A 15140-nucleotide genomic window follows, 5' to 3' on the forward strand; every position below is an offset into this window, starting at 1 on the left:
TTTCCCAAAATCTTATTTTTATCAAACAATCCTTTTGAACATCTTTTCAATATCCCTTTTTTGAATTTCAACAACAACAGGCCTTCCATGAGGACAGTTGAATATCTTCTTCTCAACAAGAACAAGCTTTACTATTTCTTCTTTTTCTAAATCTGAAATATTCATATTGCCTTTAACTGCTGCTCTGCATGCTATCTTTTTGAGCAATTCCTCTGAAAAGTGGGTTATACCCTCTGCTACTGATTCATTGTAAATCATCTCAATTATATCAAGTATGAAAAACTTATCAACTGCACCTTCAAACAAAAGTGGATATGTTCTTACCACTATTTCATTTTTCCCAAAATCACCTATTTCAAAACCAAGTTTTTCGAAAAAGTGGACATTTTCTAAGACAAACTCTTTTTGAGAAATTGGAAGCTCAACTATAATTGGAGAGAGCAGTATCTGTCTTTGGATTTTATTCTGAAGAATTTCTTCTTTCAAAACTTCAAACAATCTTCTTTCATGAACAGCATGCTGGTCTATAAGATAAAGGCTATCCTCTTTTTGTACAATGATATAGGTATCAAAAGCATATCCCACTATCTTATAAGTCTCAACATTAAACTCTTCTGAAAATACAGTTATGACATCTTTGCTCTCTTTTTCTACCTCTACTTTCGAAAAATCAAGTTGTTCCTCAATTTTCAAAAATTCATTCAAATTTTCTTGAAACGCTTTTTCTTCGCTTTGTTGTTCTTGTGTATAAGACCAAAGTTTTTTTACCATTTTAACATCTTGTAAAGTTTGGGGCAAATAAAGACTATCTAAAGTAGGTTTTGGAATCATTTTTTCTGACTGAAGTGCACTTGAAACTGTCTTATACACAGTGTTGTAAACATATCTTTCATCTCTGAACTTTATCTCAAGTTTTGCAGGATGAACATTTACGTCAATGTCAACAGGGTTTATCTCTATAAACAAAAATACAATAGGAAATCTACCTGTTAAAATTGAATTTTTAAAAGCCTCGTCAATACAAGTAGAAAGAAGCTTGCTTCTTATAAATCTTCTATTGACATAAAAATGATAACCACTTCTTGTTGATTTGCTCAAAACTGGGTTTACAAAAAAGCCCCATACTTTTAAACCTTTTTCTTGGTGTGAAAAGTCAATGAGGTTTTTTAAAATCTCTGACCCAAAAACTGAGGCAATAGCAGACTCTACTTTACTATCCCCTGGTGTAAAAAGTTGCCTTTTATTGTCTACCTGCATCCTAAAAGAAATCTCTGGATAGCAGATTGAAATCTTTTCAACAACTTCAATACAGTATTTTTGCTCAGTAGAAGGTGATTTTAAAAATTTTAGCCTCGCTGGTGTATTATAAAAAAGGTCTTCAATTGTAATTTTTGTTCCTTTTTCAAAAGGATATATGGTTTTTGAAAGAACTTTTCCACCTTCAACCTCTACCTTACACCCTTGTTCCTGTTCATAGTGCCTTGAGATAAGAGTGACTTTTGAGACGCTTGAAATTGCACAAAGTGCCTCTCCTCTAAAACCCATTGTTGTAATTTTAAAAATGTCGTCAACTGATTTTATCTTACTTGTTGTGTGCCTCTCAAAAACGTATTCAATGTCATCAGAGTGAATACCTTTGCCATTGTCATAAACCTCAATTTTTTTTATACCACCTTTTTCTAATTTAATATCAATCAAACTTGCTCCTGCATCAATGGAATTTTCAATTACCTCTTTTAAGCACGATGCAGGCCTTTCGACAACCTCACCAGCTGCTAAAATGTGAGTAATCTCCTCAGATAACCTATTTAACTCTTTCATAACAGTTGCCTCTCTCTTGCTTTAATTATCTCATGTTTTAACTCGCTTAAAATGTTTAGCGCCTGAATAGGAGTTATATTTAAAATGTCAAGGTTTTCAATCTTCTCTATTACCTCATCTTTCTTGTATGAAAAAAACTCTATCTGCTCAGTGAATTCTCTTTTTATCTCCTTTCTCAATCTCTTCGCCTCTTTCCGATTTATATCAGCCTCTTCAAGCTTTTTTAAGATTTGCTCTGCTCTTTGCAAAACCTCTTCAGGAATACCAGCAAGCCTTGCAACATGAATACCATAACTCGAATCACAGCCACCCCTTACAATCTTTCTCAAAAATATAATGTTTTTTCCCTCTTCTTTTACGTCAACCCTATAATTTTTTACACCTGAAATCTTCTCTTCAAGCTCTGTAAGTTCATGATAGTGAGTTGCAAAAAGAGTCTTTGCACCTATTTTAGATTTGTCAGCAACATATTCTAAAACAGCCCAGGCAATTGAAAGTCCATCGTAAGTGCTTGTACCTCTTCCCACCTCATCAAATATTATAAGGCTTTTCGGCGTTGCATTTTTTAAAATATTTGCAACTTCACTCATCTCAACCATAAAAGTGCTCTGGCCAGAGGAGATGTCATCTGATGCTCCAATTCGTGAAAAAATCTTATCCACTATACCAATCTGCGCTTCTTCTGCTGGAACAAAGCAGCCCATCTGTGCCATTATGACAATTAGTGCCACCTGACGCATGTATGTAGACTTTCCTGCCATGTTAGGTCCTGTGATTATCAAGACTCTGTTTTGGTCATTGTCAAGTTCTGTGTCATTTGGAACAAAGTTGCTATGGCCTATCATCTTTTCAACAACAGGATGTCGACCATTTTTTATATAGATTCTATCGCCTAAATAAACGGTGGGTTTTGTATATCTGTTGTCAATAGCAACGTGAGCAAATGAGCAAAGAGCGTCAATTATAGCTATACAACTTGCTGTCTTTTGAATTCTATCTATCTGACTTTCTACTTGGTCTCTTATCTCACAGAAAAGCTCATACTCAAGCTCAACAAGTTTTTGTTCTGCATTTACAATCTCATCTTCTAACCTCTTCAGCTCTTCTGTGACATATCTTTCTGCGTTTGCAAGAGTCTGTTTTCTTATATAGCGCTCGGGAACAAGTGAATAGTTAGATTTGGTTACCTCAATGTAATATCCAAAAACCTTGTTATAGCCTATTTTTAAATTTTTGATACCTGTTAGGTTCCTCTCCTTTTCTTCATATTGAATAAGAAGTTCTTTACTATTCTTTGAAATATTTCTCAGCCTGTCTACATGGTCATTAAATCCGTCTTTTATAATCCCGCCTTCTTTCAAGCCTACAGGTGCATCTTCGTTTATTGAAGAATCAATTAGATTATATACATCTTCTAACGTGTCAAGTCCATCATAAAGTTCTTTTAACAAAGGTGATTTAAACTCTCTCAAGAGTTCTTTCAGCTGCGGTAAAACCTCAATTGATTTTTTTAAACTTAGCAAATCCTTTGCGTTTACACTCTTGTAAGCAAACTTTGAAGATAGTCTTTCAATGTCATATATTCCTTCTAATAGTCCTTCAATCTGCATTAAAAGTGGAAAATTGTTGTAAAGTTCTTCAACTGCATCAAGTCTTCTGTTTATCTCCACAACATCAATTAAAGGTCTTTCAAGCCATTTTTTAATTAGTCTTGAGCCCATTGATGTTTTTGCCTGGTCCAAGATTCCAAAAAGACTATTTTTCTTTGAACGAGTAATTATACTCTCTGTCAACTCCAAATTCCTTTTTGTGTTAAAATCAATTTGAAGATAATTCTGTACTTTGTAAAACTCAAACTTTTTTATATAATTAAATGAAATCTTTTGGGTATCTACTAAATAATTTAGTAAATTCCCAACAGATAGTGCCATTTTGTCATTCAGATTGGTAATTTGCATCTGTTTATCTATTAAATCATAGCATTTATCAATATCAATAAACTCTACTTTTTGAATAAATGAGTTGTAGTTCTCTTTAATAAGCTCATAGAGCTCGTCATCCAAATGAGAAACTAAAATTTCACTTGGAGCATACTTACTAATCTCATTTATCATTTTTTGGATATCATTTTCAATTAAACAAGCGTACATCTCACCTGTTGATATATCAACAAATGTCAGAGCAAAATTAGTTTCAGCTCTTGCAACACAGCAGATAAAGTTATTTGCCTTGCTAAAGTTTTCATCAATAAATGTACCTGGTGTGATAATCCTGGTAATCTCTCTTTTCACAACACCTTTTGCAAGCTTTGGATCTTCCACCTGCTCACAGATAGCTACTTTGTATCCTTTTTCAATAAGCTTTGCAATATAACTATGTGCGGAATGATAAGGAACCCCGCACATAGGTGCTTTTTCATTGTTTCCACAATCTCTTGCTGTTAGGGCTATCTCAAGCTCTTTTGAAGCAACCATTGCATCGTCAAAGAACATCTCATAAAAGTCCCCAAGCCTGAAAAACAAAATACAGTCTTTTACCCTTTGTTTTATCTCCATGTACTGCTGCATCATTGGGGTAAGCTCTTGCATAGTTCATATCACCTCACCATAAAGCCAATGCCTTGAGGCTTCCAAAATCTTTACATTTACAAACTTGTACATAAACTCATCAGAACACTTCACATTTACTATCTTGTTAGTCCTTGTTCTTCCTTCAAGAAGATTATTCCTCTTCGAGTACCCATCTATCAGAATTTCATATACTTTCCCACGCATTTGCTGATTCTTTTTCAAAGCTATTTCTTCCACTAATTTTACAAGCCTTTGAAACCTTTCATGTTTTACCTCATCAGGCACCTGATTTGGCATTTGCGCTGCTTTTGTTCCTTTTCTCTTGGAGTACATAAAGGTAAACGCTGAGTCAAACTCAACTTTTCTGACTACATCTAAAGTATCTTCAAAATCTTCTTCTGTCTCGCCTGGAAATCCTACTATAATGTCTGTTGTAATTGCTATGTCAGGAATGTTGTTTTTTAGCTTTTCAACAAGTCGCAGGTAATCCTCTTTTGTGTAGTGCCTGTTCATCTTTCTTAAAATCCTTGTTGAACCCGACTGTACTGGTAGATGTATATGCTCACAAACCTTCTCCAAGTCCCTCATTGCAAAAATTAGCTCATCTGACAAATCTTTTGGATGTGAGGTCACAAACCTTATTCTCTCGATACCTTTTATATCATTTACCTTTTCAAGGAGTTTATAAAACGGAATTCCATCGGGCAAGTCTTTACCGTAAGAGTTCACGTTCTGCCCAAGTAGTGTGACCTCTTTTACTCCATTTGCTGCAAGCTGCTCAATTTCAAATATAATCTCTTCAGGTCTCCTACTTCTTTCTCTTCCTCTGACATAGGGTACAATACAATATGAACAAAAGTTGTTACAACCATAGATTATGTTGACAAAGGCACTGACACCTTCTCTTCTCGCAGTTGGAATGCCTTCTACAACTACATCTTCATCTTCTGCAACGTCAATTACTGTTTGTTGTGTAGTAATTGCTTTGTACAAAAGTTGAGGAAATCTATGAAGGCTTTTTGTACCAAAAATAATGTCTAAAAATGGAAATAACTTAGCAAGCTTTTGTGCAACTTCAAGTTGCTGAGGCATACATCCACATACACCTATTATCAAGTCTGGTTTTTTGTCCTTTAATCTCTTTAGAGGACCAATATTACCATACACTCTCGACTCAGCATGTTCTCTCACAGCACATGTGTTAAAAATGATAAGATCTGCTTCTTCGACATTTTGAGTCTCTGCATATCCCATTGCATTTAGCATTCCTGCCAATTTTTCAGAATCATGGACATTCATTTGACATCCATAAGTTATAATGTGATATGTTCTGTTTTTCCCATTTTTAAAATAATACTCTGAGTTCAACTTTTCAATCTCTTCAATGAACTGTGCTTGAGTACCAAAATCTATATAATAAATTCCTCTATTTTCCAAGTTTTATCCCCCTCAAAGTTTTTTCATTTAACAAGCTTTATTATAACATTTTGTGCATGGAATTATAATATCATATGGTCCCATTTTTTTCTTAATATTTGGAGCAAAATCAGAACAAAATTAATATTGAAATCTCAAACAATCATCGAGAAAAAAGGAGGAAAAATTCATGCCAAGGAGAAAAAGGCTTGTTCCAGAAGCTGCTCCTCAGCTGGATAAATTAAAACAAGAAACAGCCCAAGAGGTTGGTGTAACTCTTGACAACTACAATCCAAACATTACAACAAAGCAAGCAGGAACTGTTGGTGGATATATGGTCAAAAAGATGATTCAGGACTATCAAAACAGGGCAAAGAACCAGCAGTAACAAAAAACGGCAGAGGGAAATTCCCTTCTGCCTTTCACCTTATTCAGATTAATTCCTTACAGAGAATAAACCTCATTTGCTGACAGTATCCTAACATTGTTTTCTTTTAAGACGTTTACTGCATAATCGCCATTTTCAACTTTCAAGATTACAAGAGCTTCATCAGTTATCTTTCCTACAAAAGCATACATGTATTCAATTCCTATGTCGTTTTTATATAGAATCTCAAGCACTTTGGCAAGACCGCCTGGTTTGTCTTCAACAGCTATTGCAATCACGTCTGTTGCAGAGACTGTAAATCCATTTTCTTTTAAGACCTGCAAAGCTAAATCAGGCTTGTTAACAATTAGTCTCAAAATACCAAAGTCTGTGGTATCAGCAATTGAAAGAGCTGAGATGTCAATGTTGTTCTTTCCTAAAATACTTGTCACCTCAGCAAGTCTTCCTGACTTGTTTTCTAAAAACACAGAAATCTGCTTTACATACATTCTTAAAAACCCTCCTGAATATTTTCAAACTCCTTTACTAATTATATTAATACCCATTTTGCCTATATCTTTCTCTTGTCAATTACTCTTTTTGCCTTTCCTTCACTTCGCTCAATTGTTTTTGGCTCAACAAGCCTTACCTTAACTGAGATTCCAAGTGTGTCTTCAATTGCTTTTGTTATTTTCTTTTCAAGCTGTTCAAGTTTTCTGACCTCATCTGAGAACATTCTTTCAGAAACCTCTACCAAAACTTCCAAAACATCAAGATTATTGACTCTGTCAACGATTAACTGATAATGAGGTTCAACCTCGCCCATCTCAAGCAAAACACTTTCTATCTGAGATGGGAAAACATTAACACCCCTTATTATTATCATGTCATCAGTTCTGCCAATAACCTTTTCCATTCTAACAAGAGTCCTGCCACATTTGCACCTGTCATAATGAAGAGCTGTTATATCCCTTGTTCTGTATCTTATAAGAGGAAGCCCTTCTTTTGTTATTGTAGTAAATACAAGTTCACCATACTCACCCTCACTTAATACCTCTCCTGTTTCAGGATTTATTATTTCAGGTAAGAAATGATCTTCATTTATGTGCATACCACACTGGTATTCGCACTCAAAAGCAACACCTGGGCCAATTACCTCAGAAAGCCCATAGATATCATATGCCTTGATATTGAGCTTTGATTCTATCTCTTTTCTCATATTTTCAGACCATGGCTCTGCTCCAAATACACCTGACTTGAGCTTCAATTGAGACTTGTCAATTCCCATCTCTTCCATTGTTTCAGCAAGATAAAGTGCGTAAGATGGTGTACAAGCCAAAACTGTTGTACCAAAGTCAACCATTAGCTGAATCTGTCTTTTTGTATTGCCAGATGAAATTGGTATGACAGATGCACCAATTCTCTCTGCACCATAGTGTACTCCAAGACCACCTGTGAAAAGTCCATAACCATATGCAATCTGGACAAATGAATGCTTATCTGCCCCTGCTGCAACAAGTGTTCTTGCCATAACCTCAGACCAGATCCCGATGTCATGTTTTGTATATCCTACAACTGTTGGCTTTCCAGTTGTACCAGATGATGCATGAATTCTTACAATCTCGCTTAATGGCACAGCAAAAAGGCCGTATGGATAGTTGTCTCTCAGGTCTTGTTTTGTTGTAAATGGAAGTTTTTGTAGGTCGCTTAAGTCTTTTATATCCTCAGGAATAAGTCCTAACTCCTGCATCTTTTTTCTGTAATACGGAACACTTGTATAAACTCTTTTTACTGTCTCAACCAAGCGTTTTAGTTGAATTTCCTGCAATGTACCCCTCTCCATACACTCCATATGTTCATCCCAATATCTCATCTTAAATTTACACCTCACCTAAATCTACATTTCTACCTATCGCAAATGCCTTAAGATTTATCTCAACAAACTCTGGTTTTACATTATTCTCTATAGCCTTTCTAAAATAGCTTTCTTCAATTCCTATAAGTCTGCTAAACACGCCTAACATTATAGTATTCTGAACACGTGGACTTCCTATTTTAGTGAGCAAAGATGGGATATCAACCTTATAGAACTTTACTCCAAGCTTCTTTACAATCTTATCCACATCAGGATACTTATATACCCCAGTAATAACACTCATCGGAGTGATTTCATAGTCAGAGTAGATTAAAATCCCTTCTTTTTTTAAAAACTCAATCCAGCGCAGAGCTTCTAACTTTTCAAATGCAATTATATAGTCAGCCTCTGCTTTGTCTATAAGTGGTGAAAATACCTTTTTGCCTGCCTTTACATATGTTACAACACTGCCTCCTCTTTGTGCCATTCCATGGACTTCTGATATTTTTACATCATATCCTACATTCAAAAATACCTCTCCTAAAATCTTACTCAACAAAATATTTCCCTGTCCACCAACTCCGACAATTAATATGTTGAGATTTTCTTTCATCACGTCACTACTCCTTTACACTACTTATTGCTCCAAATCTGCAGATACTTTCACACATCCCACATCCAAGGCACAAGTTCTGGTCAATCGTAGGTACCTCTTTTAGTGATATAGCAGGACAGCCTAAGCTTAAACATAGCTTACAGTTTTTGCATTTATTTTTGTCAATGTATCTTTTTGATAACACATATTTATACCTTCTATGAAGTCTACAAGGTGCTCTGACAATTAAAACCTTAACACCTTGTACATCAAGAAGAGCACTTATTTTTTTGATGTTCTCATTGATATTGTATGGGTTTATCTCTTCGACAACTGAACATCCTATAGTCTTGCAAAGACTAACCAAGTCAAGTTTAAAAGTCTCCTCTCCCCTAATTGTATATCCAGTTGCTGGATGGTCTTGATGCCCTGTCATTCCAGTTGTGGAGTTATCTAAAATCAAAAGCAGTATGTCAGATTTGTTATAAACAGCATCAATAAGCCCTGTTATTCCAGAATGAACAAAAGTTGAATCACCTATGACTGCAACTGCTTTAGCCTTCTTATTTGAGGCCTTTGAAATGCCATGAGCCATTCCAACACTTGCACCCATACAAATACATGTATCCATAGCTTTAAAAGGCGAAAGAGCCCCCAACGTATAACAACCTATATCACCTGTTATTATAATGTCTTTAATTTTACCCAAAACGTAAAAAATACCTCTGTGAGGACACCCAGGGCACAAAATAGGAAGTCTTGGAGGAAGCTCTTCATTCAGTTTATAAGGAGGCTCAACTTGCGTCTTTTCAATTGCCGACTTTATGAACGAGGGCGAATATTCACCTGTCATCTTAAAGATCTCTTTGCCAACTGCATTTCTTATTCCCATTGCCTTTATATTTTCTTCTAAAAAAGGGTCAAGCTCTTCAACAATATAGACTTTTTCAAACTTACTGCAAAAATCTTTAATTAATTTCTCTGGCAGTGGCCAAACCATTCCCAGTTTTAAAACCCAAGCGTCAGGATATGCTTCTTTTACATACTGGTAAGCTATACCTGCTGTGATAAAGGCTAAATTACTTTCACCTTCCTCAATTCTATTAAGCTCTGTTTTTTCGGCAAACTCCTTTAAGTCATTTAACCTCTTTTCAACAATTTCATGCCTTTTTCGTGCCATTGCTGGCATCATAACATATTTTTGAATATCCTTTTTATATTCATAACCTCTTTCAACTCGGCTACCTTCTTCCACTACTGATTGAGAATGTGAAACTCTTGTTGTAAGCCGCAAAATTACAGGTGTATCGTACTTTTCACTTATTTCAAAACCTTCTTTCACAAAATCCACACACTCTTGGCTGTCAGCAGGCTCTAAAACTGGCACTTTTGCTGCCTTTGCAATATTTCTTGTGTCCTGCTCATTTTGCGAAGAGTGCATGCCAGGGTCATCAGCAACAGCTATTAAAAGTCCGCCATTTACCCCTGTGTAAGATACAGTAAAAAGCGGGTCTGCTGCAACATTCAAACCCACATGTTTCATCGAACATATTGCTCTTTTACCATAGATAGCCGCCCCAATCGCAACCTCTAAAGCCACCTTTTCGTTCGGTGCCCATTCACAGTAAATCTCATTGTACTTGGATATGTACTCTGTAATCTCTGTTGAAGGTGTACCAGGATAAGCAGTTGCAACCTTCACACCTGCTTCATAACATCCTCTGGCAACTGCTTGATTCCCAAGCATAAGTCGTCTCAATAGTCTCAGCCTCCAATTTATTCTTTGTTTTTTAGTTTGCTTGCTTCCTCAAATCAACAACTCTTTTTGCCTTGCCAGTTGTTCTTTCAAGAGTCTTTGGCTCTACCAATTTTACTTTTACATTTAAACCTAAAACTGTATAAATTCTGTGCTTTATCTTGTTTTCCAGCTTTTCAAGTTCAGCATACCTTTCTAAAAGCTTCCCATCTACAAGCTCAACATGTACTTCTAAATCATCTAAATATCCTCTTTTTGTAACAACCAGCTGATAATGTGGTCCAATTCCTTCTATTCCCATTAAAACACTTTCAATTTGCGAAGGAAATACATTCACACCTCGAATAATTAGCATATCGTCTGTGCGTCCTTTTACAGAGGTCATTCTGACATTTGTCCTTCCACATTTGCATGGTTCAAAAATTAGTGATGTAATGTCTCTTGTCCTATACCTTATGAGCGGCATTCCTTCTTTCGTGATTGTTGTCAAAACAAGCTCACCTGTTTCGCCCTCTGGTAAGACCTCACCCGTCTGGGGATTTATAATCTCTGGATAGAAATGGTCTTCATTTATATGAAGTCCTTCTCGAAACTCGCACTCTCCTGAAACACCCGGCCCAATAATCTCAGACAACCCATAGTTTTCTGTTGCAAAAAGACCCCATTTTTTCTCAATCTCTCGTCTCATCTCTACTGTTGAACTCTCTGCACCAAATAATCCTATTCTGAGTTTCAGCTTTGACCTGTCAATATTGAGTTCATTTGCAACCTCATCCATGTAAAGTGCGTAAGATGGAGTACAAACCAAAACTGTTGCGCCAAAATCTTGCATTACCATAAGCTGCTTTTCTGTATTACCACTTGAAATAGGAATTACAGTTGCACCAACTCTCTCTAAACCCTGATGAAGTCCAAACGCTCCTGTAAAGAGTCCATAGCCAAATGCTATCTGAGCAATGTCATGTTCTCTTACCCCTGCTGCTGTTACAATTCTTGCAACCACCTCTGTCCAGATTTCCATATCATGTTTGGTATATCCTACAACTGTAGGTTTTCCTGTTGTGCCTGAGGAGGCGTGAATTCTAACAATCTTTGAAAGAGGGACAGTAAAGAGTCCATATGGATAGTTCTCTCTCAAATCATCCTTTGTTGTGAAAGGAAGAAGCTGAATGTCTTTAAGAGTTTTGATGTGATGTGGCTTTACTCCAATTTCATCAAATTTCTTACGGTAAAAAGGAACATTTTCATAAACCCTTTCTACCGTCCTTTTAAGCCTTTCAAGTTGCAGTTCTTCATATTGTTTTCTGTTTAGTTTTTCATATTCTGACCATATCATTCCAACCTACCATCCTTCCTGATTATGTATATTGCAGAATATAATAAATTATAATTATGAGCTTTCTTAAGTTATTATATTGTAATATTTGATGATTTTCAAGCAAAAAGGCAAACAAAAAAGGGCTACCTCATTTGACTCCCCTTTGAGATAGCCCTACTTTATTATTACAAATCTGCCATCTTCAACGTCAATTTTAATACTATCCCCTTCGTTAATTGTACCTTTTAGGATTTCTCTCGCAATTAATGTCTCAACATTTTTCTGTAAAAACCTCTTTATCGGTCTTGCACCAAAGTTTACATCAAATGCATTTTCCATTACATATTCTTTTGCTCGCTGTGTGAGCACAATCGAAATTCCCTTTTCAATAAGCCTTTGCTGAATCTCAGCCACTCTAAGGTCAATAATCTTTATTACTTGTTCTTTTGTGAGAGGTTTGAAGATTATTATCTCATCAAGCCTGTTTAGAAACTCTGGTCTAAAGTGTGCTTTGAGTTCTCTGTCTATGAGTCTTCTTGTATTTTCATCTATTTCGCCGTTTGAGATGTTTGCATTCAAGAGATACTCACTTCCCAAGTTTGAGGTCATTATTATAATTGTATTTTTAAAGTCTACCGTTCTCCCTTTTGAATCTGTGAGCCTTCCATCATCCATTATCTGAAGCAAGATATTGAATACATCATGGTGAGCTTTTTCAACCTCATCAAATAAGACAACAGAATATGGTTTTGTTCTGACAGCTTCGGTAAGCTGACCTCCTTCTTCATACCCAACATAACCAGGTGGTGCACCAATAAGTCTTGATACAGAGTGTTTTTCCATGTATTCTGTCATGTCGATCCTTATCATGTTGTTCTCAGAGTCAAATAAAGCCTCCGCTAAAGCCCGTGCAAGCTCTGTCTTACCAACACCTGTTGGCCCTAAGAACAAAAATGTTCCAATTGGCTTTCTTGGGTCTTTTATTCCAGCCCGTGCTCTCATTATAGCATTGCAAACAGCCTCAATTGCTTCATCCTGACCAACAACTCTTCTGTGAAGTATTTTGTCAAGCTCTAAAATCTTTTGCCTTTCTGTTTCAACAAGCTTTGCAACAGGAATTCCTGTCCACCTTGACACAATCTTTGCAATCTCTTCTTCTGTAACCTCTTCTTTTAAAAGTCTTTTTTCTGGCGGAATCTTTTCTATTTCTTGGCGTTTTTGCTCAAGCTTCTTTTGAAGATCTAATAGACTTCCATATTTTAGTTCAGAGAGTTTATTCAAATCATAGTTTCTCTCTGCTTCTTCTATTAGAATTTTAACATCTTCAATTTCTTCTTTTATTTTTCTTATCTCCTTGATAAGTTCCTTTTCATATTCCCACTGAGCAGAAAGCTGGTTTGCTCTGTCATTTAGTTCTGCAATCTCTTTGTCTATCTCTTCCAATCGTTGCCTTGTACTTGGATTTTCTTCCTTTTGCAAAACATTCTTTTCAATTTTCAGCTGCATAATTTTTCTTGTAATCTCATCAAGTTCTGTAGGCATTGAATCTATCTCTGTTCTCAGAAGTGCGGCAGCTTCATCAATAAGATCAATTGCCTTGTCTGGTAAGAACCTATCTGTGATATACCTATCAGAAAGTTTTGCGGCAGCAATCAAAGCATCGTCTGTAATTCTTACACCATGGTGAATCTCAAACCTCTCTTTAAGTCCTCTTAAGATAGAGATTGTATCCTCTACAGACGGTGGATTTACTAAAACCGGCTGAAATCTTCTCTCCAAGGCTGCATCTTTTTCGATATATTTTCTGTACTCATCAATTGTAGTTGCACCTATACAGTGAAGCTCTCCTCTTGCAAGCATAGGTTTTAAAAGATTTCCTGCATCCATTGCACCTTCTGCTCTTCCTGCACCAACTATATTGTGAATCTCATCAATAAATAAAATTATTCTGCCTTCTGATGCCGTAATCTCGTTCAAAACCGCTTTTAGTCTTTCTTCAAACTCACCTCTGTATTTTGCACCAGCTATCAGCGCACCTAAATCAAGTGCAAAGATGGTCTTATCCTTCAAGCCTTCTGGAACATCACCTTTGACAATCCTTTGTGCAAGCCCCTCTACAATAGCAGTTTTTCCAACACCAGGCTCGCCAATCAAGACAGGGTTGTTCTTTGTCCTTCTTGAAAGAATCTGAATTACTCTTCTTATCTCTTCATCTCTTCCAATAACAGGGTCGAGCTTTCCTTTTTTTGCAAGGTCAGTGAGGTCACGACCATATTTTTTCAACACCTCATATGTTTCTTCCGGGTTTGGATTTGTTATCCTCTGGTTTCCTCTTATTTTATAAAGCTGTTGCAAGAATTTTTCGCGGATAATCCCATACTTTCTGAATATAGTTTTTGTAGAAGGATGGTCATAGTCTATCATTGCAAGATATACATGTTCAACACTGATATACTCATCTTTAAACTTTTTTGCCTCATCTTCAGCTCTCAATAGTATTTCGTTTAAAAATCTATTTACATACACAGCCGAAGCCCCAGGGCCATAAACCATTGGAATCTTTTTTAGTTGATCTTCTATATCTCTTTTGTATATTTCTGTATTTATTCCCATATTTTTTAGTATCTTTGCAACAAGCTTGTCATCTTCATTTACAAGGGCATAGTGCAAATGCTCTACTCCTATCTCCTGATGTTTATACAAGATTGCAGTATTTTGTGCGTCTAAAAGAGCAGATTGTAGGCTTTGTGTAAATTTTTCCATATTCATATGTCTTTCACACCTCACACCTAAGAGCTTTTTAGAATAAAACAATCAGGGAAGGTTACTGCCTTCCCTGATTGTTTCTATTCGATGTCAATTGTTCTAACATTTGGTTTTGATGGTCTTTCTTTTGGAAGAACAATTCGCAGAATCCCATCTTCATACTTTGCTTTAATACCGTCCTCTTTTACATTATCAAGGTAGAATGTTCTGCTAAATGCTCCATATCTTCTCTCTCTTCTTATAAAGTTCTCTCTTTCTTCTTTTTCCTCTTGCTTAGTTTCTGCCTTTATAGTGAGTTTATTGTCGTAAAGCTCTATTTTGATGTCCTCTTTTTTAACCCCAGGAAGCTCAGCTTCAATGATATACTCGTTTTCAGTCTCCTTGATGTCTGTTCTCATAAATCTTGAACCTCTTTCAAACGGAGCAAAGAAATCCTCAAACCAATCGTCAATGTCAAAGAACTCTCTTTCAATTCTTCTCATGATGTCAAATGGTTTTCTTCCAAATGGAACAATGTCTCTTAACATTTCACATCACCCTCCTCTTGACTTTTTTTGACTTTTGGAAGGTTTTTAAAGTGGCGAACCATCGCCACTTGTAATTTGATTTTGACTATCTTTGACTTTCACTTACTATTATACATTTTTTCACATTCATCTCAACTTTCAAATTTAAT

At 36.1% G+C, this 15140-nt stretch carries 11 protein-coding genes; 1 reads left to right on the forward strand and 10 read right to left on the reverse strand.

Annotated elements, in window-relative coordinates; translation table 11 throughout:
- Positions 1–21: 21 nt before the first annotated feature.
- The 3 genes from mutL to miaB are packed head-to-tail and all read right to left on the reverse strand — an operon-like array spanning position 22 to position 5828.
- A complete protein-coding gene (gene mutL / locus H964_RS02615) occupies positions 22–1821 on the reverse strand; it encodes a DNA mismatch repair endonuclease MutL (protein WP_039764401.1) in 1800 nt (599 codons plus the stop codon).
- On the reverse strand, positions 1818–4409 hold the full coding sequence (gene mutS, locus H964_RS02620) for a DNA mismatch repair protein MutS (RefSeq protein ID WP_039764402.1): 2592 nt from the start codon (positions 4407–4409) through the stop codon (positions 1818–1820). The genes mutL and mutS overlap by 4 nt, the downstream gene beginning before the upstream one ends.
- Positions 4410–4412: 3 nt before the next feature.
- Positions 4413–5828, reverse strand: coding sequence for a tRNA (N6-isopentenyl adenosine(37)-C2)-methylthiotransferase MiaB (gene miaB / locus H964_RS02625; protein WP_039764403.1), 1416 nt, complete (start codon positions 5826–5828; stop codon positions 4413–4415).
- A 169-nt stretch (positions 5829–5997) separates the two neighbouring features.
- On the opposite strand from miaB, the gene H964_RS02630 reads away from it, so the two are divergent.
- Complete coding sequence (locus H964_RS02630; RefSeq protein ID WP_039764404.1) at positions 5998–6195, forward strand: alpha/beta-type small acid-soluble spore protein; 198 nt, start codon at positions 5998–6000, stop codon at positions 6193–6195.
- Between the two features lie 56 nt (positions 6196–6251).
- Here the strand turns inward: H964_RS02630 and H964_RS02635 are convergent, their stop codons facing one another.
- From H964_RS02635 to H964_RS02665, 7 genes are all read right to left on the reverse strand, one after another.
- On the reverse strand, positions 6252–6683 hold the full coding sequence (locus H964_RS02635; protein WP_039764405.1) for an ACT domain-containing protein: 432 nt from the start codon (positions 6681–6683) through the stop codon (positions 6252–6254).
- 62 nt (positions 6684–6745) lie between these two features.
- Positions 6746–8047 (reverse strand): phenylacetate--CoA ligase family protein, encoded by a 1302-nt coding sequence (locus H964_RS02640; RefSeq protein WP_039764407.1) that lies wholly within the window; start codon positions 8045–8047, stop codon positions 6746–6748.
- A 7-nt stretch (positions 8048–8054) separates the two neighbouring features.
- Positions 8055–8642 (reverse strand): indolepyruvate oxidoreductase subunit beta, encoded by a 588-nt coding sequence (locus H964_RS02645; protein WP_039764408.1) that lies wholly within the window; start codon positions 8640–8642, stop codon positions 8055–8057.
- Positions 8643–8649: 7 nt separating this feature from the next.
- Positions 8650–10383 (reverse strand): indolepyruvate ferredoxin oxidoreductase subunit alpha, encoded by a 1734-nt coding sequence (gene iorA, locus H964_RS02650; RefSeq protein ID WP_039764410.1) that lies wholly within the window; start codon positions 10381–10383, stop codon positions 8650–8652.
- A 31-nt stretch (positions 10384–10414) separates the two neighbouring features.
- The gene (locus H964_RS02655; protein WP_039764412.1) at positions 10415–11716 is read right to left on the reverse strand and encodes a phenylacetate--CoA ligase family protein; all 1302 of its coding nucleotides are present in this window, start codon (positions 11714–11716) and stop codon (positions 10415–10417) included.
- A 156-nt stretch (positions 11717–11872) separates the two neighbouring features.
- Positions 11873–14467, reverse strand: a complete 2595-nt coding sequence (gene clpB, locus H964_RS02660; protein WP_039764414.1) for an ATP-dependent chaperone ClpB — start codon at positions 14465–14467, stop codon at positions 11873–11875.
- 77 nt (positions 14468–14544) lie between these two features.
- Positions 14545–14991, reverse strand: a complete 447-nt coding sequence (locus H964_RS02665) for an Hsp20/alpha crystallin family protein (protein WP_039764415.1) — start codon at positions 14989–14991, stop codon at positions 14545–14547.
- Positions 14992–15140: the final 149 nt, after the last annotated feature.

It is taken from the genome of Caldicellulosiruptor sp. F32 (genome assembly GCF_000404025.1).
Classification (GTDB): domain Bacteria; phylum Bacillota; class Thermoanaerobacteria; order Caldicellulosiruptorales; family Caldicellulosiruptoraceae; genus Caldicellulosiruptor; species Caldicellulosiruptor saccharolyticus.